This is a genomic window from Xenorhabdus budapestensis (assembly GCF_017743015.1).
Taxonomy (GTDB): Bacteria; Pseudomonadota; Gammaproteobacteria; order Enterobacterales; family Enterobacteriaceae; genus Xenorhabdus; species Xenorhabdus budapestensis.
Genome location: NZ_CP072455.1, coordinates 550,931 through 574,029, shown reverse-complemented (window position 1 = coordinate 574,029; position 23,099 = coordinate 550,931). Strand labels below are relative to the sequence as shown.

The window sequence follows — 23,099 nt, the reverse complement described above, 5'->3', positions numbered from 1 at the left end:
CTGTTAAAAGTGCGGGTAAAGGAAGTCGGAGAAAGCGAATGCCATTCTGTAATGGAGTGGATAAGGGGTTAAAGGTTCCTCTACCGGAAACGGGGCAAACTTCCGACTGGTCTTTAATCGTGTGAAGACTTGTAAAGCGTTCTAAAGTGTTGTGCTTTAATAAATTCGGATACTTTGGTAAAGGAATAGAATAACTTTAATTAAGGTGTCTTTATGAAACGAAAATCACCCCAAAAATTTACCGATAACTTTAAAAGAGAAGCGGTCAATCTGGTTGTTGAACAGGGCTATACAGTCCCACAGGCAGCTGAAACCTTAGGTATTCCAACAAAACTCCTGTATACGTGGCGGAAACATTATGTTGAGCAATCTAAACCCGGCGCTTGACATAGGAGCGCCAACAGCCCAACAGAACGTTTTTTCAGGCGCTTGGAAAGTGAATGGGTTCCTGAAGAGGGGTATTCAGGTTTTATAGAAGCCTTTCGCTCAATCACGAATTATATAATAGGTTATTATAGCCAGCTTCGCCCCTATTGGTACAACAATGGGTTAACACCCAATTAGTCAGAAAGATTATTTTGGAAAAACGCTAAGTTAGTGACCAATTTTTATTGGCCACTTCAAAACCCGGATAGAGGTATTTAGAGATCCCCAAAAGACAACAAAGAAAAAAATTTAATTAACCAACACATCAAAACACACAAATAAGCAAAACATCAAAAAAATGCACTACGAATTGTTATTCAACCTAATTTATTAAAAATAATAATCAATATTTAAAAAATAACAAAAAATACAAATACATTAATATTAGTAACTTAATTGGCAATTTTTACTTACATATTCTATAAATTATCTATACTTGGTTCAGCTAATAAACATTAAAGGTATATAATCATGGTAACAAGAAAAGCGCTTCTAATGACGTTGGCTACGTCCTGCCTTATATATGGTTCATTAGCCAATGCAAATTCACATTCACATTCACATTCACATACTATAGGAATAGGATATGCGAAAAGTAAGATAGCCAAAGTAACAAAACTTCAGGGAGCTAATGTTTACTATCGCTATGAGTGGGATTCTCCAATCAGTATTGTTGGAACATTCACCTATATGAGAGGAGATGATTCATTACCAAGTTTCCTGGATTACAACTCACGAGCCGTGCAGTCGACTAGCAATGGGCACACTCAAAAATACTTATTTACGAAATACTCTGGGCCAGTAACTGAAAAACCTGATGCAAAATATTTTTCTCTGATGCTGGGACCGGCCTATCGTATAAACGATTATGTGAGTATATATGGTTTACTGGGGATTTCACATACCTCATTCAATGCAAAGCGATGGACAGATAGTTATTTTCTAAATCGCCCTTATATAGCCAGCGTTGAAAATCATAAGAATTCCAACTTTCCGGGACTACTTGCCAGCGATGTTGATAAGGTGGGGAAACATGTGTCTATTCGGGTTCCTCAAAAGACAAATAATATTGCCTATGGTGCTGGTATTGAAGTTAATCCCGTTAAAAATATCAGCCTTTATTTCAATTATGAAGGCTCCATAACAAAATACCAGAAAATGACAACTGACCCCTTTGCATATGAAGCCTTTGCTAACGGCAGAAATGGACCATATGACACAAAATCAGCCAAGACTAGGTTAATACACGGATTTAACATTGGTATAGGATATAAGTTCTAATTAGAAAAACATAAATCGCTATGTGAATAAAATAAACAACAGTTTTTTCATATTTTATAAATCACCTATAATTAGATCAGTTAACAATATGAAAGGTCTCTCATCATGGTAACGAAAAAAGCGCTTCTAACAACTTTAGCTTTATTCAGCTTTATCTATGGTTCATTAGCTAATGCTGATACACATACCATAGCTGCAGGGTATGCAAGAGGCAAGATAACCAAACCTGCTGACAAGATTAATCTTAATGGATTTAACATTCATTATCGCTATGAATGGGACTCCCCAGTCAGCATAATTGGTCAATTCACTTATATGCAGGGTCATGGTAACAGGAGTTTTCCGTTTTATAATTCGTTTGGGAATTCTATTCCTGGTAGATCTGCATATTTTGAGGCAAAAAATTCATATAGAGCAAAATATTTTTCCCTAATGGCAGGCCCAGCTTACCGCATAAATGATTATCTGAGCATTTATGGTCTACTTGGTATTTCTCATGTAACATATCATATAAGCGCTCCCTTCGGAGTGAGTGATAATATTAATAATATAAATCCTACTACTGGATTCGAGGGAACGTGGCTAGGTCTTGATCCGATAGGGATGAATGAATATATTGATAACACGCGTAATACTAAATTTTCTCTGCGCACTAATAATATTGCCTATGGTGCTGGTATTGAAATTAATCCCGTTAAAAATATCACTCTTTACCTCGCTTATGAAGGTACACTGTCAAAATTTACTGACACAATTCCATATGGTGAAGGGACAAACAACTATATTAATGGATTTAATGTTGGTATAGGATATAGATTTTAAGTAAAAAAATAGCGATGTTTTAAATTTATTAATTTGAACAGAAGGAAGGTACTACTCAATATTCAATGGTATTAAATATTTGAGTAGTACTTTCCTTCTTTCATTTGATGAACACTCTGCTTCACTTTTTCATGTAAGTTACTTTTACAACGGAGGAAGCTCAGACAATGGCCAGCGAGCTTTAACAGTTACGCCTAAAGCGCCTTTGGTAACGCTTTTCAAGCGGATCACCCCTGTTAATGCAATCATTGCTCCATTATCAGTGCAAAATTCAGGGCGGGCATAAAACACTTCACCACACAATTTTTCCATCGTATTTTGCATACTAATGCGTAATACCCGGTTTGCACTAACCCCTCCCGCCATAACTAATCGTTTAAAACCAGTCTGCTCTAGTGCTCGTTTGCATTTTATTGTCAGCGTATCAACAACAGCATTTTCAAATGCATAAGCAATGTCTGCTTTAGTCTGTTCATCTTGTTCAGCATCACCACCACCAATGTGCTTATGAATAGTATTGGCTGCGAAAGTTTTCAAACCTGAGAAACTAAAATCCAGTCCCGGACGATCCGTCATTGGGCGGGGGAAAACAAAACGACCTGCCTTACCTTTCTGTGCCATGAGGGAAAGAGCCGGGCCTCCCGGATAATCCAGTCCCAATAATTTTGCCGTCTTATCGAAAGCTTCACCTGCGGCATCATCAATGGATTCACCCAATAATTTATATTCACCAATACCAGTCACACTGATAAGCTGAGTATGCCCGCCAGAAACCAGTAATGCGACAAAAGGAAATTCAGGTCTGTTTTCTTCCAACATAGGTGCCAATAAATGGCCTTCCATATGATGAACAGGAATGGCGGGTACATCCCACGCGAAAGCCAATGAACGACCAATAGTTGCTCCAACCATCAATGCCCCTACTAAGCCCGGGCCTGCGGTATAAGCAACAGCGTCAATATCTTTACTGGTTAAGCCCGCCTCCTTCAAGGCCGCCTGAATCAGCGGAACCGTTTTACGAATGTGATCACGGGATGCAAGCTCAGGCACAACCCCTCCATAATCAGCATGTAGTTTTACCTGACTGTACAATTGGTTAGATAGCAGACCGGATTTGTCATCATAAATTGCGATTCCGGTTTCATCGCAGGACGTTTCTATACCTAAAACTCGCATTGTACTTGTCACTCGCCACCATAATTAAAGCAAACGCCAGTGTATCACTATCTACTTACAACCACTATTCACATCAACTCAATTACAATCGTCTCTATTTACAAGCTGACTCTTTCTTCTGTTTAGTCTATAATCAGCCCCCTACTTGAATATCCTGTGTGGTTAATGTTAATAATGCTAGCATTAGATTGTTCGTTTTACGTCCCAAAAAAACAAACTATAATCTGCGGCGTTATGTGTTTCAATTTTCCTCGGCACTTTACAAGGCCGTGTTCATTGAAGTAAAATTCCGCACCATTTTTAAAGACGGCTGGCACTATCGCGCCAGCGACAAACCCGGTTTCTATTGAGGTGAGAGGCACATGCCAGTAATTAAAGTACGTGAAAACGAGCCATTTGACGTAGCTCTGCGTCGCTTCAAGCGTTCTTGCGAAAAAGCAGGCGTATTAGCAGAAGTTCGTCGTCGTGAATTCTATGAAAAACCAACGACTGAACGTAAACGTGCTAAAGCATCTGCAGTTAAGCGCCACGCTAAAAAGCTGGCTCGTGAAAACGCACGCCGCACTCGTTTGTACTAAATCTTTGCGGTCTATCCGCATAGTGGTTATATTGACAAACTACTGCAGTTAAAGGCCGTGCTTTCCCAGAGAAAGCGCGGCTTATTCTCGTTCATCAACAGGCGTAAAAGGGCTTATGGCTGGACGAATTCCACGCGCATTTATCAATGACTTATTAGCCAGAACCGATATCATTGATCTTATTGATGTCAGAGTGCCTCTTAAAAAGAAAGGTAAAAACCATCAGGCGTGTTGTCCTTTTCATAACGAAAAAACCCCTTCATTTACTGTTAATGGCGATAAACAGTTTTATCATTGCTTCGGTTGTGGGGCGCATGGTAATGCCATTGATTTTTTAATGAATTATGACAGGTTAGACTTTGTCGAATCCGTTGAAGAGCTGGCTGCTATGCACGGGCTGGAAGTCCCTTATGAGGCAAGTTCTGGCGGCGGCCATATTGAGCGCCACCAACGACAAAATCTTTATCAGTTGATGGATAAACTAAACAGTTTCTATCAACATTCACTGACAATACCAAACGGACAGGCAGCCTGGCAATATCTGACCAGGCGCGGGCTCAGTGAAGAAGTCATTCAGCGTTTTGCAATCGGCTTCGCTCCGGCGGGGTGGGATAATACCCTAAAACGGTTTGCCCATAACGCAGAAGAGCGCAAGCAATTAAACGACGCCGGAATGCTGGTCACGAATGACAACGGTCGCACTTATGACCGTTTCCGTGAACGTATTATGTTCCCTATCCGTGATCGCCGGGGCCGTGTCATTGCATTTGGTGGCAGAGTGCTGGGAGATGCACTTCCCAAATACCTCAATTCACCGGAAACAGAGATTTTCCATAAAGGCCGTCAATTATATGGCCTTTATGAAGCACAGCAAAACCACAATTCCCTTTCAAGGTTATTGGTGGTTGAAGGTTATATGGATGTTGTCGCGTTGGCTCAGTTTGGCATTGATTATGCTGTAGCCTCGCTGGGAACATCCACAACAGCCGAGCACGTTCAGTTACTTTTTCGGACAACCGATAACGTCATCTGTTGTTACGATGGAGACCGTGCAGGTCGTGATGCTGCATGGAGGACACTGGAAACAGCACTACCCTATCTGAATGATGGCCGGCAATTACGTTTTATGTTCTTGCCAGATGGTGAAGATCCGGATTCACTGATCCGTAAAGAAAAGCGTGAATCTTTCGAACAGAGAATGGAAAAGGCACAAACTTTATCTGGGTTTCTGTTCGATTCACTGCTACCACAGGTTGATTTGAGTACTCCGGAAGGCGCAACCAAGCTTAATTCACTTGCTATGCCATTGATTAGTCAGGTTCCGGGAGAAGCATTGCGGCTCTATCTGCTTAAAGAACTTGGGAAACTACTGGGCATACCTGATACGACACAATTGGAACGATCTCTGGCAAAACTTGTCAAAAAAGATACCAATACATATCAGGCGCTAAAACTGAAACCAACAACAATGCGCATACTTATCGCATTGCTGGTACAAAATCCGCATTTAGCGACATTAGTTCCTTCATTACAGGGAATGTTTTCTGCTCAAATAGCGGGATTACCGTTATTTATAGAGCTTGTCGACACATGCCTTGCCCAACCAGGCTTAACAACCGGGCAGCTTTTGGAGCAATACCGCGACAATAAGTACGCAAAACAGCTTGAAAAACTCGCCGCATGGAACGATATACAGATAGAAGAAATTGCTGAAAAAACGTTTAGTGATGCGTTGAATCATCTTTTCGCATCAGCTCTGGATGAACGTTTCAATTTTTTGATTGCTAAAGAGAGAACAGAAGGATTGACCCCGGAAGAGCGTGAAGAAGTCCGGTTAATCACAGAATCCGGAGCCAAAAGATAGATGTTGTTTCAATTAGGGCTGTGTTACCTGACAGATTTGATCCAATCTATATGTGTAACATGGTTTAATAAAACTGATTTTCTGAAACTGAGTTACTGAAACAGTCAGATAAAACAGACTCTGAATCAAAATTTCGGATCATAGATACAGAATTTACGGCTTAAATGCCGAATGAGGTAGGGAGATAACCCTACAGTTGCCGCTATTGAGGGCAGTGGCAATATAACGAAAATGCCCCTAAATGTTATTGTTGGCATAATTTGTTTCGCCGACCGACACCAACCAATACTCTGAAGTGTGGATACCGTCTTATGGAGCAAAACCCGCAGTCACAGCTAAAGCTACTTGTCACACGAGGTAAGGAGCAAGGCTATCTGACCTATGCTGAGGTCAATGACCATCTGCCGGAAGATATCGTCGATTCTGATCAGATAGAAGATATCATCCAAATGATCAATGACATGGGCATCCAGGTAATGGAAGAGGCACCTGATGCCGATGATCTCATGTTGGCAGAAAACACAAACGACACCGATGAAGATGCTGTAGAAGCAGCAGCGCAAGTGTTATCCAGTGTCGAGTCAGAAATCGGTCGTACTACCGATCCGGTTCGCATGTACATGCGTGAAATGGGTACAGTTGAGCTACTGACTCGCGAAGGTGAGATTGACATTGCAAAACGCATTGAAGATGGCATTAACCAAGTACAGTGCTCCGTTGCCGAATACCCTGAAGCTATTACCTACCTGCTGGAGCAGTATGACCTTGTTGAAGCAGGTGAAAGCCGCCTGTCTGATTTAATCACAGGATTTGTTGATCCTAATGCAGAAGAAGATCTTGCACCGACAGCTACTCACGTTGGTTCTGAACTGCCTCAGGAAGAGCTTGATGATTCTGACGATAATGACGATGAGGATCAGGATGATGATACTGACAGTGAAGACGATAACAGCATCGATCCAGAATTGGCTCGCCAGAAATTTCTGGAGCTGCGTGAACAACATGAAACTACCCGTCAGACAATCAAAAAATACGGTCGCAGCCATCCAAATACTGCAGCGGAAATTTTAAAACTGTCCGAAGTATTCAAACAATTCCGCCTTATACCAAAACAGTTTGATTACTTGGTTAACAACATGCGTTCCATGATGGATCGCGTACGTCTTCAAGAACGTCAAATCATGAAGATGTGTATTGAACAGAGCAAAATGCCGAAGAAAAACTTCATCACTCTGTTTTCTGGCAATGAAACGAATGATACATGGTTTACTGCTGCAAAAGCGATGAACAAACCATGGTCTGATAAACTGCTGGAAGTTGAAGAAGAGGTAATGCGTAGCCTGCAAAAGCTGCGCCAGATTGAAGAAGAAACCGGCTTAACTATTGATCAAGTCAAAGATATCAACCGTCGCATGTCAATCGGTGAAGCAAAAGCCCGCCGTGCGAAGAAGGAAATGGTTGAAGCAAACTTACGTCTGGTTATTTCGATTGCCAAGAAATACACCAACCGCGGTCTGCAATTCCTTGACCTGATCCAGGAAGGTAATATTGGCCTGATGAAAGCGGTTGATAAGTTTGAATATCGCCGTGGTTATAAGTTCTCAACTTATGCTACATGGTGGATCCGTCAGGCTATTACCCGCTCTATTGCGGATCAGGCTCGTACCATCCGTATTCCTGTACATATGATTGAGACGATCAACAAACTCAATCGTATTTCCCGTCAGATGCTACAGGAAATGGGACGTGAACCGTCACCGGAAGAGCTGGCAGAACGTATGCTGATGCCGGAAGATAAGATCCGCAAAGTACTGAAAATTGCCAAAGAACCAATTTCCATGGAAACACCAGTTGGAGATGATGAAGATTCACATCTCGGTGATTTCATTGAAGATACCACATTGGAGCTGCCGCTGGATTCTGCCACTTCAGAAAGCCTGCGTTCTGCTACCCATGATGTGCTGGCAGGCTTAACTGCACGTGAAGCGAAAGTCCTGCGTATGCGTTTTGGTATCGACATGAACACTGACCATACACTGGAAGAAGTTGGTAAACAATTTGACGTAACCCGTGAGCGTATTCGTCAGATCGAGGCTAAGGCTCTGCGCAAACTGCGTCATCCAAGCCGTTCAGAAGTACTGCGCAGCTTCCTTGATGACTAATCAAGGGATCTCTCGCTGAAAAACCTGAAAAGCGTCTGCTCCGGCAGACGCTTTTTTATTATTCATGCATAGCTTTCTCTTCACGAATAAATCCCTGACATTCAAATAATGGTTTAAAACCGATGCGACGATATAAGCCATTTCCATCACGCGAAGCCTCCAGATAACATGTAGTCGCACCATGAAGCTTAGCTTCTTTCAACACATAGTTAATCAAAGCAGAAGCATACCCTCTTCTCTTCTTTTCCCTCACTGTACTGATATCATCAAGACGAATAATATTGTCCAGCCTTGATAAAGTTAAGGCACAGATTGGCTGACCATCTGTATACAGAACATAATGTTGCAGATACTTTCCAGCATTCAAGGCCATCTGATGACATTGTTGATACTGTCCGGAAATAAAATGACCTGTTTCAAATGCACTTTCTACCGGAATAGCCCAATCAGTCAAACAGTGGTCAACACGCCGGATTTCATATCCTTCAACACCCTCATCCGCAATCTGCCAATTCATTAAATCGAGCTGCATGACGGTAGTTATGCTATCAGGATCAAACACAAACCCAGCCTGCTGGATAACCGCTAAAACCTGATTACCAGGCACCGTGGTAACAATCAAAAACGGTACATTCGCTTTCTCATCAAGTAACTGAATCCCTGTTTTTAGCTCTTCTGCGGTTTGTTCATATTCATCTACCACCAGCAAAAAATTTAATGCATCAGTTTCAACACCTGTGACATAAGCTCGAACTCCAGCGCCGATATGTTGATACATTCGGCTGATAGATGAGAAAAAATAATCTTCCAGTTTACGATGGGCTAAAACGGCCTCTGATAAGTTGTATATGCTCATATTTGAATTACAAAAATATTTTTACAGGAAAATATAAGAACGGTTTCAAATCAAAAAAACACGAAACATAACCAACAATATCTTTGTGTTCAAATAATAATCAAAACACAATATATAACCAGAGAAATTTATCAAAAAGGCAATCAGTATCACTAAAAAATATTTTATAGTGGCTATAAATAGTTTAAATACGTTAAAAAGCACTGATTTTTGTCTATAAAACGCGCATATGAATTTTGAGGACTAGACCTGGTGCCACACTGTACCGTATAATTCCTCCACTTCAACGGCCCCTTAGCTCAGTGGTTAGAGCAGGCGACTCATAATCGCTTGGTCGCTGGTTCAAGTCCAGCAGGGGCCACCAGAATTATCAAGGGGTTGCATCAAAAGTGCGACCCCTTAGTTTTTTCTAGGATACCCATAGGATACCTTCTGGCAGTAGCGCGAGGTATAACCAATTAATACAGCTACGGTAATGAGCCGTTGTCGTATTCCTCTCTGTGACATTTATCACATCACTTGAAAATACGATGTTTGCCTTTCTGCTTCCCTAATCGCCACTTGAAATGCAAAACGCCATGATTTCTAAAATGGCTAAGATTGAATCTCAAGAACTGATGAGTAATTATTCCAGTGGTTTACTGCGAGCATGACGCTCAATTAATCGGCCATACGAATCAAAATAGCGACTCGGCCAGATTTCTGAGGGATGTATTTCGAGATAGTTAGCAATTATCCATTCGCCTTTCGGCCACAGACGGCTAAGAGTATTTGCTAGTGTAGATGAACTGAGTCCTGCTTCACGAGAAACAGCCGCTAGGGTTGTTCCACGCTTACGTAATGCAGCAATAATATCGGCTTGATGCCAGTCTTTTTTTATATCAATCATTCCTGCTACCCCTTCCATTAATTGAACATTGATGGTGGCAATTCAGACAGGGTTAGCACTACTGGGAGCTACCTTCCAGCGAGGCCGAAGCCTCCCCTGCCTGAATCGCCATTGAATGGGCGATAGCAGACACACTGGTAGAAACCTCCTACCAGTGGATAGCTCTTTGCAAGGGTGCTAATCCTTGACCATTGGATTTTGCCAATGGCTGGGCTACTTTAACTGATTGGTTTATCGGACTCAATAAGCGAATCAGTATAAACGCTTAACTTTTTGCGTTATATCTTATTAAGCGCGTTAAGGTGCTACTACTGTTCTTCACTCAAGATAAATATCTGCTCTGTATTCAGGCCCATTGGAAGCTTTTTAGGCCTGTTACTATTCGGTTGGAGATGAAGAGCCTATGATATTCCGAAGGATATTGGTTAGACATCCATGTCTAGATTGGTATGTGATCGGTAGTAGTGATATTTGAAGATATACACTGTTATAAAAAAACACCAATACGAATCAGTATGATATTTATTCAATTATGGTAAGAAAAATTCATCTCTATAAGACTAATATCCGATAGCTATATATTGCACTCGGGAACCTGACCAATTTCCCAGCGAGTCGTGAACAATAATTAAAAACTCTTCTTTAGATCTAATTTCAGCAGATATACCTTGTCCCCAATCACCACCTCTAACATAATTACCAGTTACAACAAAGCATTTGTTTTTAAATGGAATTGAGAATTTACGCACGTCTATTGTACTTGTTGAACCGATTACAACCCCCCACTGAATCATTAATCCACTAGGAAGCATTTGATACCCAGATTCATTAAGTTTCGCATCAAAACTGTTCATATCCGGTACTTGGTTTGGTCCATTCCCTACGGCTCTATAAACTAATTCAGATAAACCAAGATTCTTTACAAGCTCCGCTTTATCCGGGATATTTGCCCCGTTCTGCTTCTTCTCTAAATAGAGATTTGAGTTATTATTGAGGGCGTTTTGGTTGGCTATATTAGCTAGATCATATGCTTTTTTAACAGCTTTAGATGTTGCGACGGTTATTTCACTGTCACTATCTGTTTCATTACTTAGTGTAACAAATCCCGGTTCTACCTGAGTTGCGTAAGGATGATTGCGGCTCTGGGCGTGTTCTATGATCGCGTCCTTCACATATTCGCGAGTTGGTACAACTACAACGTTATCTTCTAGGATTTTTGATTCAGGCTTTTTATCTTGCATATTTATTCCCTCATCTAATCAACAATACACATTGCTAAATAACATGAAGGCGGTGGGAGACTTCTCCGCCGGTGAACATCAATAAAATTGGTTCATCAATATTGGAGAGTACGGCTTGACTAACATTTGATAGTTAGAATGTTTTGTCGGCAGGATGACATAATATAATAGAGAATAAATTAATAAAATTTATTTAATGGCTAATAAGATTTAGTGAAATAAAGGTGAAATATCTCACCTTCTGAGCATTTGATTTTATTAAACCCCATCAAAGATATCCAGTCTCTGCTGCTGTTCTTCACTTAAGTTAAACGCAAACTTTTCATGTTCTACTTGCCATGTGCCAAAACTCATCAAAAACGCAATCGCCGGATCTATCTTGTTCGCTGATTTCTTTTTATTCGGTTTGATATTAGCGTTCGCATCCGTTTCCATCACGACATTAGACATCGCCCATGCCAACACCGGATCGCCGTTGTGACGAATGATTTTGCGGTTAACAAACACCTCAGCAGATTTCGCCACGGGGCTAAAGCGCACATAGGTTTGCGGGAATGGCTCAACATCCAGCCCTACACCCTGTAATTGTGTTCTAAGATGCGTGGCGTTCCATGTATCAAAACCCACCAGCTTGATATCAAAGTGCTGGCTATCATTGAGAATATCATCACGGATACGATCATAATCAATGCAATCGCCTGTCGTGGTGCGCAGCCAGCCCATTTGCGCCCACTGACGGTAGATTGTCCGATTCTTATTCGCCGGGTTCTGTAGCTGGGCTTCAGGCAGATAGTGGCGAGTCAGTAATAACAGCTCATTATCTACCGGGAACGTGTAGCAAATACTGGTAATATCGCCTGTTGAGGATAAATCCAGTCCGGCGTAACACTCCAGCCCTTTCAGATCGTTTTCATCATAATCTGACTGGCAGGCTTTCCATGCCCCTTCACCCATCCACGGCGTTTCGCCTTGACACCAGATATTAAAGCGTTTGGTTAACATTTCTGTCCATTGTGAGGGAATGCCCCGTGCTTTCTGAATGGTGTCATGAAGTGCGGCGCTATCTACTGAGATATCAAGGTTAGGATTCGCCTTAATCCAGAGTGATTCATCATCAATCTCGTTCTCGTCGTCCAGTTCGTAGATCAGGGCAAACAAGGAGTCGTTTTGCTCTTCGTCATCCAGTATCTGACAGCAATAATCATAGTGCTGCTTACAGGCTGAAATAACGTTACTGCCCGCCGTGGTAATGGCAAACAGAATGCCTTCGGGACGTGCTCCCATTCCCAATTCAAGGGCAGAGTAAACCGCGTTATCGGGGTGTAAATGATATTCATCGACAATCGCCAAACTGGGGTTAGAGCCTTCAATGGTGGCGGCTTTGGCTGCCAATGGTTTTAACAGACTGTTGCTCTTCGGGTAGGTTATTTTGAGTTGCTGGATAACAACCCGTTTTTTCAGGGGCTTTGATAACAGGCACATCTGGCGAGCATCATCGAATACAATACGCGCCTGATCACGACTCACGGCGGCGGTGTAGATATCCTGCTGCCCGTTCTCCATCACCAGAAACCAGTTCGCCAGTATTGCGGCAACGGTGGATTTGGCATTTTTGCGCGGAACCTGAATGTAAGCACTGCGGTATTTCCGGCGTCCGGTCGCCTTAACTTTGAAACCAAATAGATTAGCAAAGGCGAATTGCTGCCACGGTTCGAGAATGATGGGCTTACCGCGCAAGTGCCCTTTGACGTGTGGACAGTGGCGAGAGAATGCAATAAATCGCTTCACCACCTCCGAATCGAACACATAAAGCGGGTTATTCAGGTCGCTAAAGTAACGTTTCACCGCCTGTTTTACCCGTTTACAGGCCGGAATTGTGCCGTTTTCGATATCAAAAGTATACTGATCCCATGCGTTCATAGTCGGTCTAACTCGTCCTCTTCCTCTATTTCTACCGGATTTTTCCGCCGTGATACAGGGTCAAAACCCAGCAACGCCGACATTTTTATCATGATTTTTTCAGCGTCGGCTTTGGCGTTCAGTGACGGATTACGGCTTTCACTGCCCTGACTATTCACAATGCTAAAGCCCCGGATATCAAGATCTGCCACTGCCTTTCGGTAAATGGCATAGTTGACGCAATACAGCTCTAAGTTATTCCAGTCGGCGGCGTTCAAATCTTCCCGCTCGTTTAAGATTTTGCTTTTGGCCTTCCATTGACTGGCGGCAATATCATTTAAATAAGTAGGCGGTTTGGGTGCTCTTGCCATAATGTTCGCTGTTCCTTGTGATTTTATTTTCAAAAAAATTGCCGGGCGTAAAAATTTGAGGAGGGGGCGGTTCCGCTATGAGGGGCGTTTGTCATTTTTGATACCCCCACTCCGTTATTTCATTTGGTTATTATTCTTGTGATAAATAATCGTGCTGCTTCTGCCTCCTGCTCCCGATAAGCACCTTGTTTGCGCCTCGCTTTGGTGAGTGGGTCTGTCTGTACCGTCTTACGGTTATGGCAGGCATGGCATAGTGCTTGATGATTGGATGCAGGCCAAAACAGCACATCCGCTTCACCCTGTATTGGGATGATGTGATCCACAATGATTGCAGGTGTGTAGCAGCCTTGCTGTAAGCAATAGACACATAACGGATTAGCTTTCAGGTATTGCAGCCGATAGCGTCCCCATCGGTTACTGTAGCCACGTTCGGTACGTGTACCGCGCTGCCTGTTTGGTTCCCGTCGATGTTCCTCACAGCGACCGGACTTTACCCGTTGCTTACAACCGGGATAGCCACAACGTCTTAACGGTTGCCACGGCATCAGTAGATCCCCACATCACGATAGACAGATCACAACGATTTGATAGTAAAAGGCACTTCTTTGAGTTCAACATCAGTCGCCATCTCCCGATTCTCATACAACAAACCGATATACAGCAGGCAACCAACTTTAATCGCCGGGGTAAAAGCCAGATCATCTCCAAATCGCTTACCGATATGTTGCTGGCAGACTTCAAGCGCGGCAGCGGCATAGCCCATGAGCAAGGCATCATTAAGGGTATCGCTTTCATCCAATCGGCAATGTTGTTTGATTTCGCTCAAGGAAATTTTAATCTGGCTCATCGGAATATACCTCCCTTGCAAAGCAGCTCTAGGCGGGTGTGTTTCGCATCGGGGATGACCGCCATAATGTCGAATGCCGTCCCTCTGGTGTTTGCTCCGTGATAGGTAATGTTGTTCGCTGTGGTCACATCAGCACGATAACGCAGCCAGATACGCACGGTGGCTTCTGAGAACACTGCGCCGGATGCCACCAGCTCCCGCCCGCTAATGGCCTTGACTTCTGCCCAGACGGTGGCAACATCCACCCAGTTATTGATGATACCGCCAAACGAATCACGCGTACTTTCATTTTTACGAATAGTTATCCGATGCCGCAATCTGCCTGCCCTCATGCCTTGCCCTCCGGTTGTTGCTTGATTTCCACCGTTTGTTTCCATGCCTGACTGAATTCATCACCACCGGCACGGGGTGATAATCCCTCGCGTTCACGGGCTTCATTCGGGCACATCACACCGGATTTAATCGCCGTCTCATAGCTCTGGAAACGTTCTTTCGGATTGGCTCGCAATAGATCGGCGGTATCGAACTCAACTTGGTAGCGAATGCCTTTTGTTGGTGAGTTCATCAGTAAGGAGGATTTGATTTGCTGTTCGAAATTAGCAAGCCACGGGCGCATGGTGATTGTCAGAAAGGCGCGTGATGCTTCGCTAAAATTGCTGTAGGTACTGTTCGAATATTCTTGCAGGAAGATCGGACTGATATTGAACATTCGGGCAATATCGTCAATGGTGAAACGGCGGGAGGCCAGCCACTCCGCATCCTGATTGCTCATCCCCAATTGCTGGTATTCCATGCCACCTTCAAGAATGGGCGTTTTGCCTGCATTGCGAGCGCCTTTATAACGTTCGAGGGCTTCCAGCGCCTTATTCCCTTTGATGCCATCCAGCCAGTCAGCGGCTTTAATCACGCCCGCCGCCATCATGCCCTCTTTCATAATACTTGCGCTGTGGCGTTGTTGTGCCAGCCCCAAACCCAGTGTTTCGCGGCAAATCGTGACAGGGGAACGCCCTAAAAAGCCGTCTTCCGTGGCATAGCGCAAATGTAAAATTTCTTCCTGTAGGTAGGTTTTGACCTTGCCGCTATAGGGTTCGGTGATGGTGTAAGCAAACCGATGATCGGATAATCGTTGTGGCACAACCGCTGACGGCGGGTAAGGGTGTAACGATTGTGGCTGTCCATCTTTTCCCCAGACAATCACAGCATAGGCATTACCATTCAGTAAGCAATGACGCATCAGGGTTCGCTTAAACTGAAACGGGGTCTGGCAATCGCAAATAATCTACCGGATGTTCGCTCAACCATTCGCGGGACTCTTTGCCGCTCTGGTGCTGCACTCGATAGAGATAACAGGGCATGGTGGCAACCGCTTCGCTAATCACCGTGACAGCATTCATGACTGCGGGTAAACCCTCGGCTGTAGAAGGAGAAACATGCTCGCCGGATTTGGTATTAGCCATGCCCGCCAGAGAAAAAAATTCATCAATGGTCATACTGCGAGTTTCGGAGACTTTTCGCTTAAAAAGCCACATGATCACACCTCAGACAGTTGCAGCCAGTAATGACGCAAATCCGGATTACTGAGCTTAACCGCATTGAGTGAGCGTTTGGCAATTTCTACGCCACTATCAGGATAAGCGGGTAAGCTGGTGATCGTGATTTCCCGAAGTTCTGCTTCCAGAACGGTTCTGATATAAGGCTCTTGACCTGTATCCCACTGATCTTTGATTGCCCTGAATCCGAAGCTCATTCCGGCAATATCACCACGTTCAACCAATGTCAGCACATCGCGGCCTAATTGGGTATCTGGCGGGGTTAACTCGAAACGTAATCCGGTAGCATCTTCGCTAAGTTGCAATGTGCCAGACGTGGTACGGCCTAACAAGTTCATATGATCATGTTCATAAAGTGCCCTGATATCTGCCCCTGCCGTTAAACTAACGCTAAAGGCATTCGGGGCGAACTGTTCGACAAACTCATCCCATAAAACATGTGATAGGCTGTTCCACTTAATCACATAACCTGTCAGTTTCTTATCACTGGCAGATAGCGAGGCAGTGCGGATTTCAAAATCATTCTTCATTCGATAGACTCCATGACTTTAAGAGGCATCGCGCCCCTTATCGTTAACCCGCTTTCGTGCCTTTGATTTCCAGCACTTTGATCGCGTTGGAGTCCCCCAGCCCACCGCCTAAATACTTATCAGTATGAACCTTATAAAATCCCGGCTCGGTGATATTATCAGGACGAGTACGAATGCCCGTTTGATGGTCAACAATGAAGTAACCGCGCTTGAAGTCACCCAGCGCAATGATGTTATCGGGCATAAATTCGAGATAGTGAACTGGCAGACCTAACAGCATATCGGGATCACCAGCCTGTAAACGTTCGCGCCAGATATAATCACCGTTGCCGTTTTTCAGCTTCTGTACTTGCGCGGCAGTCGTGGAGTTCATCACCCAAACGGCATTTTTACGGTATTTGTTCTTGAGCATGAATTTCAGGTCAATCAAGTTATCGGCTTCAAGTTGAGTCGCTTCCAGCTTTTGCAGCGTACCGAATGTGCGAACCTTATCGGCTTGAGCATCACGAGGATAAGACAGGAAGCCCTTTGCTTTTTTGCTACCGTCACCGCTAATCAAATCTGTTTCTTCGGTATCAACGAAAGTATCTACAATTTCAGACGTCAACCAACCTAAAATATCGACATCGCTAAAATCGATAATTTCTTGCGTGGTTTTGGGTAAGCGTAGATAGGAAACAGCTTGATGCTGACTTCTTCCATCTTCGGTGTAGCAGTCTCACCGCGTGCCTTGCCTTCTTCTGTGTGGGCTACGGCTGCGCCACCGACCGAAACAAGTTGTTTATATTCGTTGCTACGCGTGGTTTTGATAGTACAAATCCGGCGCATGACCGATTCATCAGCCAATTGTTGCATTATCTGTTTGTTCAGTTCAGGGATAACAGTATAGCCACCATCTGCCAGAACGCCTGTAGACAGAGAACGAGTTTCGCCAGTCAGGATATAGTGGCGTAGCTCATCATTGCTGAGTGCTTTACTGGTCGGCTGAGTCTTTGCCTGATTGCGTTCTTCATCAGATAAAGCCTCATAACGGGAAATTTCGGTATTCAAAGAATCAGACTGGCTGCGCAGCTCGTCGAACTGTTTGGCTTCATCAGCATTGAGTGAGCGTTTTTCGTTTTCGGCTTTAGTAAGCAAGCAGCGAACGCATTTGATGGGTTAAATCGGCTTTTTTCTGGCGAAATTCGAGTAGTTTTTTCATGGTGTGTTTCGGAATAATTATTTTCATTAAAATACTATTTAACACCATTAAAAATAATAAAAAAGCCTCTGTTATTTAGAAATAAAACAAAGGAAAACATGAAGACAAAATATTTACAAAAAATTAATTTTAAATGGCGATTTAACTCGCCATTTTTCATTAATACCTATTTACTCACTTTTATAATGTATATCTTTTCAAAATCATTTGCTCCATTTAGCATTGTCCCGTAAATTGCCCCTGCTACCTTTATTCGTATTTCTCCAGCATGTGTAGGAGTGCCTTGTATTTTTATACGGCTGTAATCCTTTGCTGTTACTGGTTTTACAGGGACAGTATAATCACTAGGACTCCATGTTAAACCCGAGTTTTCAGGTGTTATTTCTGCGCCAAAACTCTTATCTATAACACCAGGTATTCTTATTAATTCATTATATGGTGTACCAATCTTAGCATCTGTTAGATAATTTCCATCAGGATAGATATGAACAGCTTGCTTTGAACAAGCGGAAATAAACAAAAAAGATATAATTAAAATAAATCTACTCATGCTTATTTTATTGGCTTGAAAACCAACCCTCCAAATGTATGTTTAAGAAAATAATTCAAATTATTACCCCCTTTAACTTGTTGATAAATTTTACCCCAAGAAAACATATTTAAATTAACCATATTGTCATTATTTATATCATTTGAATTTATTGGTATCCCTTTTGAACTAACTTCGCCTTCCCATACAACCCAATGATTTTTCATTGAAGTGTCACCAGTGATACTATCTAGCATTCCGGCTGATATTAAACTTACAACTCGATATCCTTTTTTTATATATTGATTTAAATTTATTATATCGTTCACATTACTATGTGAGAATACACTTATGTTGTCAAAAACCTTTTCATATCCAGCTTTTTCAAACCACTCTGTTAATTTTTCCCACATGGTAATACCAGCCACTTGATCTGAAATTTCATCGTAGTTCATAATCGTATTTTCTGAATCTCTTAAACTGGCTAATGTCAGCCAATCTAATCCTGAGATTCTTTCACCATACTGATTATAAAAAGATCCTTTAGGATGACGACAACCATCACCCGGCTTAATCTCTAATTGACCAATTTTAGTTCTGCCATGTTCCCATAACTCACGAGCAGCTTGCTCATAGATATCTGGTCTGTCCATTTGTAAACAATAAAAAAATGCCGCAGGTCCACATAAACTTGCTCCATTTTGATCCGGGTAAGTTCTTTTCGATAACCTATCCTGAATTTGTGATTCGACTTTATTCTTCTCAAATGGATCATCAGGATGACCAATTGGATATTCTTCCGCAATAAATACCCTTTCAGGAACAGTAAGTTTTAATTCAACGGTATTATCCCCATCGCTAACAGGTTTTGTTTCAATCGTACTTTCAAAATAACAGGCATTTTCTCGTTTTTTATCCGAGCAGGCTTTACCTTCTACGAATTCCCCCAGTGTATACATCTTTTTAAAAGGGGCTTGCAATGCCTGAATTGTATTTGAACCATGTTTGCGGTAAAGCATGATTTGCATAATATACGTCACGGAAAGATCATCGTCTGTTTCTTCAGTGACGTGCTGTTGAGTTTCATAATTACTCTGTAATTGTGCCTGAAAAATATCAAGCAATATATGATGGTTTCCTTTTGCGTCCTTACGATAAATGATTAAATCGTACAGCAAGTGTTCAGCAGGTACATTTGATTCTATTTTTGTGTAGACAGTATAAGTTGGCATGGTATTAATCCTTTAAAATATGAAAACTCAGGTTCTTTTTGTCATCCGTAAGATGCCATTGGGTATAACCTTGTTTATCCGTCTTTCCTTCTTTTATCTGTCCATCCGGCAGGCAAACCCGATACTTGCATTCGGTTAAAAGATTGCCGTCATCATCCACACAACGATAGCGGGCATGATGTTTGGCGGGTTTTACCGGAGCCTCTTCAACCAGCGGCTTCTTAAGTGGCTTCACATTCGAGAACCCGGATAAAAGCGGCCTGCCTTCTTCACGTCCGGCTAATTGTGTAATGCTGTAGCCCGAAGTCCCCGCTGCAATGTGGTTACACGAGATAGACTTGTAATCGAACATCACCACTTCATGGGGGATTACGTCGTTGTCATTGATGGAATGGGGATAATTGTAGGCCAGATTGACAATCGTAGCGCCTGTCAGTTTAATTTCGTAAAAGAGTTCCAGTTGTCCCATCGGGCTTGTCCGGTAGTGCATAAAGTGCGCTTCCAGTAATTCGTTTCCGTCGATTGCCATTGCTAAGAGAGGTGAGGATTTATCAATGGGCTTGGTAAAGCTGACTGGGTGATGATGCGCGTTCTGGTCGCGGCTTACTGAATGGCTGACACTCAGTACCTGTATTTCGTCTTCCCGGCCTGTCTGATAACGATTTCCGATGGATTCAGGCGTTGAACATCCCGCTGAAATTAATCCCTGCTTCTTGCCTTTTAGTGATAAGTAGATAACGTGTGACATCTTGTCTCCTGTGATCTGACTTTCGATAAAATCGAATGAATGAAACAGGATACAGCAGGAATATTTATCTATTCTAGCATGAAGAAAAATTCAGCAGTAAATTTGTGATTAATCTCTGTTCTTAAATAAAATCAGAATATTACATCGTTTAAATTTCTGGTAATACCAAATCAGGCTGATACCTTATTTTACTGTCTCCTATCATCCAGCTTTTATTTACCTGCCAGAGATACCCCCTATAAATCTTTTTCACCCTCTCAGTTATGCACCCTCTGCACATCTTTCTCAAAGCCTTGCTACATCTGGGTTTGCAGTAATTAATATGATATTCATTCATTGTACCCTCTGTTCACCCTTTTTTTACCCTAATGAAGAGAATGTAGAGTTGATGTATAGTTATTTTTTAACTATACATCTATTATTTTCCTTTAAATACAGCTAGATATTTGAAATTGTGTATGGAGTGCAGACTTAAAACTAAAAGTTTTATACAGGGGATTTAAAGTCTCGACACTCAGGTACTGACGGTAGCCATTCTTCGGCTTCTTCCGATAATTCCACGTTATAAGAATAGCCTTTCTTAGTTCGTACTTTCCGATACTCCTTCCGGTATTCCAGCATAATCTTGGGGATGGATTCACCAAACTTGGTTAGCGTTAGTGGGCGTTCAAAACCGTGTGCCTCCATAAAAGAGAGATAGGCGTGATACAAGTACAATCTTGGTGCGCGTGGGCTGATATTCTTATTGCCCATCTTCATTCCAGTTGCATCATTGACAGATACCAAATAACCGCAAAAGCGATACAACGGATCGGAATGGCTCTTTACCGTTAACGCTTCGTTCGAGTCGCGTTGCGCTTGTAGTAGCTGCTTAGCTTTATTCTGGTCGGCAAATTCGTTTAATAAGTGGCGAATAATCACCGGAAGCTCTCGACTGATTTTCTCCGGCAACTGTGGATCTTTCTCGGATTCTTTGACAGGAATATTAAACGGGAATATCACCCGCCGCCGTGCAATGCCGCCATTGCGCTCTGTAAAACTCATGGGTTCGTTATTGGTGGCTAACACCACGGCCTTAATGACCGTAGAAAATTGCTTCTCATATTTCCCGTCAACTTCGATTAAATCACCGCCAGTAATCGCCTTAATGCCAGCCCCTTCACCGACATATTTAACCTGATCGGGCAGCGTAATCAGGCTTTTCCCGACAAACTGATAACGCCCTCTCGCTTCATCCAGTGCTCTCATATTGCCACTGGCGGTATTGTGCTCACCTGCTAATAATGTCGCAATATAAGTAAACACACTTTTACCTCTGCCGCCTTCACCTGTGACTTCAATAAATAACTGCCAGTCATAACGGTTTGCCAGGATCATAAACAGGGCGGATGTAATGCGATTCATCTTGTTTTCATTGCTTCCCGCCGCATGGGATAACCAGCGATAAAAATCTGGGGCATGGTCTGGTAAATTTTCACCGACAGCAGGCGGGGTGAATGCAATACCGTTATGATTCATTAACCAGTGTTCCGGCTGGTGTGGGGTAAACTTTTGAGCCGATAAATCATAAACACCATTATGAAATCCGATTAAATCCTGCCGTTGCTCCCCGATAACTGGCACTTGTAATTTCATGGCATAGATAGCGTTATTAATCCCGTTTGGGCTGTAAGGGGTTTCGTGCTTGTCAAAAATTGCCACCATTGCGCGGCGCAGCTCATTATCCGACACGGTTTCCCATGTTGTACCGTTATAGTGGTAAACCATTTCACTATCAGGATTAACCGCCACTTTGCCGTACCGCTCAACCAATAGTGCCCCGCGCTGACTGGCTGCCATTTGTGCCAGATTGTTATTGGCCTTTTTGAGCTTCGTTTCGTGGATAATCACCGCTTCTGCTTCCATGAGTTTTTTCTCTCCAACCTGATATAACCCGTTGCTGAATGCCTGCGTTGCTGACTCAATGCCGTGATGCTGGCGATAATCGTCCCAATCAGATTTTAATTCCGTAGGCGGTAACGTTATCCAGCCGTTAATCACTTTGGCTGTTTTCTCTGCCACTATCTTGCCAATGTTCTTTTTTAACCTGCCGTTTTTGTCCTGCTCTTCCGGTTTGTGCCAATCGTTATCAGCAGCAAGGATAATTTTTGCGTTAGGCCATTGGGTTCTGACCAGCTCGGCAATAGTGGGTAAATTACTTTCATCAATCGCCGCCAATACCACGCCCTTATGTAACTGACTAACAGTTAACGCTGTTGCATAACCTTCGGTGATGATGAAAGTGTCCGGTGTTCCGGTAATCTCGGATACAGGGATAAAACTCCCTTTTTTCTGTGTGCCTGTAACAAGTCGTTTTTCACCGTTCAGCTTAATGGTCTGCGCCCCCATGATTTTGCCGTCCAGCGTCTGAACCACCAGCAATAAAGAGCCATCTTTCAATAACCGCTGATTGGGGCATTGCAGCCCCTTTTTAGTCAGATACTGAGATTCACCCGTGACAGAAGTTGCAACCAGCGCAGCGATGCGTTCTGCAATCGGTTTTACTGTTCGGGGCTTTTCTTTGATTGGCTGAGATTCGGGTAAGGGAAGTGCCAGCGCATCAGCTACCAACTTAGCGGCGGCAAAGACCGTGATCCCTTTGGTTCTTGCCACTAAACCCAGACCATCACCGTGATTCGGCGCATCACATTGGCGACAATGCCAATCGCCATGATGGTTATCATCGATAAAATGAAAGCGGTCAGTACCACCGCATATCGGGCAAGCACCATGTTTCCCCTTTGCCGGAACATCAACACCACAAGCAGGCAACAGGCTTTGCCAGTGATTAGTGGCAGATTTTTTTACGTTATGGATAAAGTCTATCGGGCGGATCTTGCCGCTATTCTTATATAAGG

General features: G+C 43.0%; 20 protein-coding genes, 1 tRNA gene and 3 pseudogenes. 8 read left to right on the top strand and 16 right to left on the bottom strand.

The features are described 5' to 3' along the window. Positions 1-213: 213 nt before the first annotated feature. The 4 genes and pseudogenes from HGO23_RS02455 (at position 214) to HGO23_RS02445 (ending at position 2,529) form a co-directional block, all read left to right on the top strand. Positions 214-387 (top strand): transposase, encoded by a 174-nt coding sequence (locus HGO23_RS02455; protein WP_209027858.1) that lies wholly within the window; start codon positions 214-216, stop codon positions 385-387. Between the two features lie 12 nt (positions 388-399). Then, positions 400-564 (top strand): annotated as a pseudogene (locus HGO23_RS19510) (IS3 family transposase); the annotation flags it as partial. A 333-nt stretch (positions 565-897) separates the two neighbouring features. Continuing rightward, positions 898-1,707, top strand: coding sequence for an Ail/Lom family outer membrane beta-barrel protein (locus HGO23_RS02450; RefSeq protein ID WP_209027857.1), 810 nt, complete (start codon positions 898-900; stop codon positions 1,705-1,707). Positions 1,708-1,812: 105 nt separating this feature from the next. Further along, positions 1,813-2,529, top strand: a complete 717-nt coding sequence (locus tag HGO23_RS02445; protein ID WP_209027856.1) for an Ail/Lom family outer membrane beta-barrel protein — start codon at positions 1,813-1,815, stop codon at positions 2,527-2,529. Positions 2,530-2,673: 144 nt separating this feature from the next. Here the strand turns inward: HGO23_RS02445 and tsaD are convergent, their stop codons facing one another. Then, the gene (tsaD, locus tag HGO23_RS02440; protein ID WP_209028679.1) at positions 2,674-3,705 is read right to left on the bottom strand and encodes a tRNA (adenosine(37)-N6)-threonylcarbamoyltransferase complex transferase subunit TsaD; all 1,032 of its coding nucleotides are present in this window, start codon (positions 3,703-3,705) and stop codon (positions 2,674-2,676) included. A gap of 362 nt (positions 3,706-4,067) precedes the next feature. Between tsaD and rpsU the strand changes: the two genes are divergently transcribed. The 3 genes from rpsU (at position 4,068) to rpoD (ending at position 8,309) form a co-directional block, all read left to right on the top strand. Beyond that, on the top strand, positions 4,068-4,283 hold the full coding sequence (gene rpsU / locus HGO23_RS02435; protein ID WP_001144069.1) for a 30S ribosomal protein S21: 216 nt from the start codon (positions 4,068-4,070) through the stop codon (positions 4,281-4,283). 115 nt (positions 4,284-4,398) lie between these two features. Next, positions 4,399-6,147 carry a DNA primase gene (gene dnaG, locus HGO23_RS02430; protein ID WP_209027855.1) on the top strand — a complete coding sequence of 583 codons (1,749 nt, stop codon included), beginning with the start codon at positions 4,399-4,401 and terminating at the stop codon, positions 6,145-6,147. Positions 6,148-6,458: 311 nt separating this feature from the next. Beyond that, on the top strand, positions 6,459-8,309 hold the full coding sequence (gene rpoD, locus HGO23_RS02425) for an RNA polymerase sigma factor RpoD (protein WP_209027854.1): 1,851 nt from the start codon (positions 6,459-6,461) through the stop codon (positions 8,307-8,309). A 58-nt stretch (positions 8,310-8,367) separates the two neighbouring features. Here rpoD and HGO23_RS02420 read toward each other — a convergent pair whose 3' ends face one another. Then, positions 8,368-9,165, bottom strand: coding sequence for a GNAT family N-acetyltransferase (locus HGO23_RS02420; RefSeq protein ID WP_209027853.1), 798 nt, complete (start codon positions 9,163-9,165; stop codon positions 8,368-8,370). 288 nt (positions 9,166-9,453) lie between these two features. Between HGO23_RS02420 and HGO23_RS02415 the strand changes: the two genes are divergently transcribed. Beyond that, positions 9,454-9,529: transfer RNA gene (locus HGO23_RS02415), tRNA-Ile, on the top strand. 261 nt (positions 9,530-9,790) lie between these two features. On the opposite strand, the gene HGO23_RS02410 is transcribed toward HGO23_RS02415, so the two are convergent. From HGO23_RS02410 to HGO23_RS02345, 14 genes and pseudogenes are all read right to left on the bottom strand, one after another. After that, complete coding sequence (locus HGO23_RS02410; RefSeq protein WP_209027852.1) at positions 9,791-10,054, bottom strand: helix-turn-helix domain-containing protein; 264 nt, start codon at positions 10,052-10,054, stop codon at positions 9,791-9,793. A 560-nt stretch (positions 10,055-10,614) separates the two neighbouring features. Continuing rightward, on the bottom strand, positions 10,615-11,295 hold the full coding sequence (locus HGO23_RS02405; RefSeq protein ID WP_209027851.1) for a gp53-like domain-containing protein: 681 nt from the start codon (positions 11,293-11,295) through the stop codon (positions 10,615-10,617). A gap of 258 nt (positions 11,296-11,553) precedes the next feature. Then, entirely contained in the window at positions 11,554-13,215 is a 1,662-nt protein-coding gene (locus HGO23_RS02400; protein WP_209027850.1) for a terminase large subunit, read from the bottom strand. Next, a complete protein-coding gene (locus HGO23_RS02395; RefSeq protein ID WP_209027849.1) occupies positions 13,212-13,565 on the bottom strand; it encodes a phage terminase small subunit P27 family in 354 nt (117 codons plus the stop codon). The genes HGO23_RS02400 and HGO23_RS02395 overlap by 4 nt, the downstream gene beginning before the upstream one ends. Before the next feature lie 119 nt (positions 13,566-13,684). Continuing rightward, complete coding sequence (locus tag HGO23_RS02390; RefSeq protein WP_099136215.1) at positions 13,685-14,110, bottom strand: HNH endonuclease; 426 nt, start codon at positions 14,108-14,110, stop codon at positions 13,685-13,687. A gap of 29 nt (positions 14,111-14,139) precedes the next feature. Then, a complete protein-coding gene (locus tag HGO23_RS02385) occupies positions 14,140-14,412 on the bottom strand; it encodes a head-tail connector protein (RefSeq protein ID WP_209027848.1) in 273 nt (90 codons plus the stop codon). Beyond that, a complete protein-coding gene (locus HGO23_RS02380) occupies positions 14,409-14,744 on the bottom strand; it encodes a phage head closure protein (protein ID WP_099136213.1) in 336 nt (111 codons plus the stop codon). The genes HGO23_RS02385 and HGO23_RS02380 overlap by 4 nt, the downstream gene beginning before the upstream one ends. After that, positions 14,741-15,941, bottom strand: a pseudogene (locus HGO23_RS02375) (phage portal protein). The gene HGO23_RS02380 and the pseudogene HGO23_RS02375 overlap by 4 nt, the downstream one beginning before the upstream one ends. 2 nt (positions 15,942-15,943) lie before the next feature. Continuing rightward, positions 15,944-16,492, bottom strand: a complete 549-nt coding sequence (locus HGO23_RS02370) for an HK97 family phage prohead protease (protein ID WP_209027847.1) — start codon at positions 16,490-16,492, stop codon at positions 15,944-15,946. A gap of 43 nt (positions 16,493-16,535) precedes the next feature. Further along, positions 16,536-17,693, bottom strand: a pseudogene (locus HGO23_RS02365) (phage major capsid protein). A 166-nt stretch (positions 17,694-17,859) separates the two neighbouring features. After that, a complete protein-coding gene (locus HGO23_RS02360; protein WP_086114235.1) occupies positions 17,860-18,243 on the bottom strand; it encodes a hypothetical protein in 384 nt (127 codons plus the stop codon). Positions 18,244-18,245: 2 nt separating this feature from the next. After that, complete coding sequence (locus HGO23_RS02355; RefSeq protein WP_209027846.1) at positions 18,246-19,454, bottom strand: hypothetical protein; 1,209 nt, start codon at positions 19,452-19,454, stop codon at positions 18,246-18,248. A gap of 4 nt (positions 19,455-19,458) precedes the next feature. Further along, positions 19,459-20,202 (bottom strand): Hcp family type VI secretion system effector, encoded by a 744-nt coding sequence (locus tag HGO23_RS19970; protein ID WP_342355493.1) that lies wholly within the window; start codon positions 20,200-20,202, stop codon positions 19,459-19,461. A 486-nt stretch (positions 20,203-20,688) separates the two neighbouring features. Then, a complete protein-coding gene (locus tag HGO23_RS02345) occupies positions 20,689-23,076 on the bottom strand; it encodes a primase-like DNA-binding domain-containing protein (RefSeq protein ID WP_209028678.1) in 2,388 nt (795 codons plus the stop codon). Between the last annotated feature and the right edge of the window lie 23 nt (positions 23,077-23,099).

Coding starts and splice junctions, on each gene's coding strand:
- HGO23_RS02455 (WP_209027858.1), top strand. CDS start 214: ATGAAACGAAAATCACCCCAAAAATTTACCGATAACTTTAAAAGAGAA.
- HGO23_RS02450 (WP_209027857.1), top strand. CDS start 898: ATGGTAACAAGAAAAGCGCTTCTAATGACGTTGGCTACGTCCTGCCTT.
- HGO23_RS02445 (WP_209027856.1), top strand. CDS start 1,813: ATGGTAACGAAAAAAGCGCTTCTAACAACTTTAGCTTTATTCAGCTTT.
- tsaD (WP_209028679.1), bottom strand. CDS start 3,705: ATGCGAGTTTTAGGTATAGAAACGTCCTGCGATGAAACCGGAATCGCA.
- rpsU (WP_001144069.1), top strand. CDS start 4,068: ATGCCAGTAATTAAAGTACGTGAAAACGAGCCATTTGACGTAGCTCTG.
- dnaG (WP_209027855.1), top strand. CDS start 4,399: ATGGCTGGACGAATTCCACGCGCATTTATCAATGACTTATTAGCCAGA.
- rpoD (WP_209027854.1), top strand. CDS start 6,459: ATGGAGCAAAACCCGCAGTCACAGCTAAAGCTACTTGTCACACGAGGT.
- HGO23_RS02420 (WP_209027853.1), bottom strand. CDS start 9,165: ATGAGCATATACAACTTATCAGAGGCCGTTTTAGCCCATCGTAAACTG.
- HGO23_RS02410 (WP_209027852.1), bottom strand. CDS start 10,054: ATGATTGATATAAAAAAAGACTGGCATCAAGCCGATATTATTGCTGCA.
- HGO23_RS02405 (WP_209027851.1), bottom strand. CDS start 11,295: ATGCAAGATAAAAAGCCTGAATCAAAAATCCTAGAAGATAACGTTGTA.
- HGO23_RS02400 (WP_209027850.1), bottom strand. CDS start 13,215: ATGAACGCATGGGATCAGTATACTTTTGATATCGAAAACGGCACAATT.
- HGO23_RS02395 (WP_209027849.1), bottom strand. CDS start 13,565: ATGGCAAGAGCACCCAAACCGCCTACTTATTTAAATGATATTGCCGCC.
- HGO23_RS02390 (WP_099136215.1), bottom strand. CDS start 14,110: ATGCCGTGGCAACCGTTAAGACGTTGTGGCTATCCCGGTTGTAAGCAA.
- HGO23_RS02385 (WP_209027848.1), bottom strand. CDS start 14,412: ATGAGCCAGATTAAAATTTCCTTGAGCGAAATCAAACAACATTGCCGA.
- HGO23_RS02380 (WP_099136213.1), bottom strand. CDS start 14,744: ATGAGGGCAGGCAGATTGCGGCATCGGATAACTATTCGTAAAAATGAA.
- HGO23_RS02370 (WP_209027847.1), bottom strand. CDS start 16,492: ATGAAGAATGATTTTGAAATCCGCACTGCCTCGCTATCTGCCAGTGAT.
- HGO23_RS02360 (WP_086114235.1), bottom strand. CDS start 18,243: ATGAGTAGATTTATTTTAATTATATCTTTTTTGTTTATTTCCGCTTGT.
- HGO23_RS02355 (WP_209027846.1), bottom strand. CDS start 19,454: ATGCCAACTTATACTGTCTACACAAAAATAGAATCAAATGTACCTGCT.
- HGO23_RS19970 (WP_342355493.1), bottom strand. CDS start 20,202: ATGTCACACGTTATCTACTTATCACTAAAAGGCAAGAAGCAGGGATTA.